The 2,202-nt window shown below is 57.5% G+C and carries 3 protein-coding genes and 1 pseudogene; 2 read left to right on the forward strand and 2 right to left on the reverse strand.

Features of this window, described 5'->3' with window-relative positions; genetic code table 11:
- Positions 1 to 361: pseudogene (locus tag EOA38_RS34365) on the reverse strand (MFS transporter); the annotation flags it as partial.
- Positions 362 to 713: 352 nt separating this feature from the next.
- Here EOA38_RS34365 and EOA38_RS34370 point away from each other — a divergent pair.
- Entirely contained in the window at positions 714 to 926 is a 213-nt protein-coding gene (locus EOA38_RS34370) for a cold-shock protein (protein WP_065006568.1), read from the forward strand.
- Between the two features lie 92 nt (positions 927 to 1,018).
- On the opposite strand, the gene EOA38_RS34375 is transcribed toward EOA38_RS34370, so the two are convergent.
- Positions 1,019 to 1,480 carry a MucR family transcriptional regulator gene (locus tag EOA38_RS34375; protein WP_127301312.1) on the reverse strand — a complete coding sequence of 154 codons (462 nt, stop codon included), beginning with the start codon at positions 1,478 to 1,480 and terminating at the stop codon, positions 1,019 to 1,021.
- 418 nt (positions 1,481 to 1,898) lie between these two features.
- Here EOA38_RS34375 and EOA38_RS34380 point away from each other — a divergent pair, with 418 nt between their 5' ends.
- Complete coding sequence (locus tag EOA38_RS34380; protein WP_127301313.1) at positions 1,899 to 2,189, forward strand: DUF982 domain-containing protein; 291 nt, start codon at positions 1,899 to 1,901, stop codon at positions 2,187 to 2,189.
- The last annotated feature ends 13 nt before the right edge of the window (positions 2,190 to 2,202 follow it).

Below are 2,202 nucleotides of genomic sequence, written 5' to 3' on the forward strand. Positions count from 1 at the left end.
GGGCGAGGATCATCCAGATTGTAATACCCCATCGCTACAAGAGCAGTCAGCATGATCGATGACAAGGCTATCACGCACCAGCCGATCGCCATGACATGGCGGCGGCTGAAATTGTCGGCGATGGCCCGGCGAAGATCGACAGAATGAATACGGGCAGCGTCGTGAAGGTCTGCACCAGAGCGACCATCACGTCCGAGGTCGAAATGGTTGCCATCAGCCAGCTGACCGCAACGGTCTGGAACAGCCAGCCCAGGCTCGACACCTGTGCGGCAAGCCAGATAACACGAAAGGTGGGATTCTCCAGCGGAGCGAACGTCGCCGACGAAACCGAAGCCGCGTCCGCGCGCGCCACCCTGCTCATTGGGCCGAGCCTCTCTTTTCGTGTAGAAGTTAAATTGGAGATCTCTCCTTTGGTGCACTTGCATATGGAGATTGGCAGGATGAGGGCATTGTAGGTGCCGAGCCGAAGTAATTTTCGAAGGCTGCTTCAAAGCCAATATGAAACCGTTCTGCTGGAGATACCTGTCCCATAGCCAAAGCGCCAATCGATCGTCCTACGGGAATTAACGAACGCCCGGTTCGCGCGATCAGCGCGCAGGCGCCACTCAATTCGCCGGAGCGACCTCATTAGCTGCGTCTATCCGTGCTTATCATCCGAGACGGTTTGGCTTAGGGCCAGGCGACACTGCAATGCTAAAGAGGAAACACCATAGATGGCGATCGGAACCGTGAAGTGGTTCAACAGCTCCAAGGGCTTCGGCTTCATCCAGCCCGATGCGGGCGGCCCGGACGTTTTCGTCCACATTTCTGCTGTCGAGCGTGCAGGTCTGTCATCGCTCGCCGATGGTCAGAAGATCAGTTACGAAATCGAGCAGGACCGCCGCACCGGCAAGTCCTCGGCCGGCAATCTCAGCAAAGTACGCTAATCTTCCTTGGCACCATTCAGGCCAGAACGATTGGCGAAAGGCGGGATCTCCGCCTTTCAAAATGCACATGGCCGAAGAACGAGCGAACGATGTCAGGAGGCCGCCTTGTTGCGGCTCCTCTTTGCCGGTGCGGCCTGTTGGGCCTCATTGGGTTTTCTGCCGAGGCCCATGGTCTTCGCCAAAGCTGAGCGCGCGGCGGCATAGTTCGGGGCAACCATCGGATAGTCTGCCGATAGTCCCCATTTCGCCCGGTATTCTTCGGGCGTCAGACCATAGTGGGTCGCCAGATGCCGCTTCAGCGACTTGAACTTCTTTCCATCCTCCAGGCTGATGATGTAGTCGGGCATGACCGACTTCCTGATGGGAACGGCAGGCTTGAGGTCCTCAGGCTTCGCGACCGGGCCGCCCATCGTGCCCTTCAACGCCGTATGCACCTGACCGATTAGAGCCGGAAGCTCACCTACCGGGAGCGGATTGTTCGACACATAGGCCGACACTACTTCGGCGGTAAGCTCGATGAGGGCGTCAGTATTGTTTTCGGCTTCTTCTGTCACGCAATGCTCCTGCTTTGATAAACGGCGGCGGATCGGTTTTATTAATGAAGGCAGCCATAGAATGCAATCAAAGTCAGGGCTCCCGTAGCACTGGGTATTGCGGGCCGAGGCACACGATGGTTCTACCCTGATGCCGACAGCTTCCGGCAAAAAATCGGTCGGACCCGCCGAGGGGTTTTGCGATTCATGAAACTGCTTTCGAGCAGAATGAGTTTCGTTTCGCCGTCTTTGACGGCCTCGAAAATCAACCTGCGCCGCGCATCTTAATGCCCTGATCCCGCAACCTCCCCTAGGCACCTGCGCCAAGGAGAAATCTTCGATCCAGCCCCTTGAACTGTCTCGGTCCGGACAGCACATTGCGATGGTTGCCGAGCGGAATGCTCGTGCAAAGCAGGGGTTCGCCAAGTGGGAGGAGCGCATGGATGCAGAGGAGTTCGGGAGCCCTATTTTCGTGAAGCGTGCGACCTACATCGTCCAAGAGATTGCGAGCCTCGCGGACGCCATCGATTTCCTCAACGACTGGCCCGAGGATCAAAGAGATCTGACCCACCAGACCGCTCTTCGGGCTTGCTATGACGCAGAGGATGGGCACAAGCCCGTGACCGCCGCGCACCATGCTTTTATCGATTTCGCCAGGCAGGTCGCCATCCTGGAAGATTCAATCTCCGCCATGCAGTGGATCGCCGCCTGCAAAAAGCGGCGCGCGTAAGGACGGTTTGTAT

This window comes from Mesorhizobium sp. M1E.F.Ca.ET.041.01.1.1, assembly GCF_003997355.1.
GTDB lineage: Bacteria > Pseudomonadota > Alphaproteobacteria > Rhizobiales > Rhizobiaceae > Mesorhizobium.

What these genes read in the sequence shown, in the direction of transcription:
- EOA38_RS34370 (WP_065006568.1), top strand. Translation starts at nt 714, where the DNA reads ATGGCGATCGGAACCGTGAAGTGGTTCAACAGCTCCAAGGGCTTCGGC.
- EOA38_RS34380 (WP_127301313.1), top strand. Translation starts at nt 1,899, where the DNA reads ATGGATGCAGAGGAGTTCGGGAGCCCTATTTTCGTGAAGCGTGCGACC.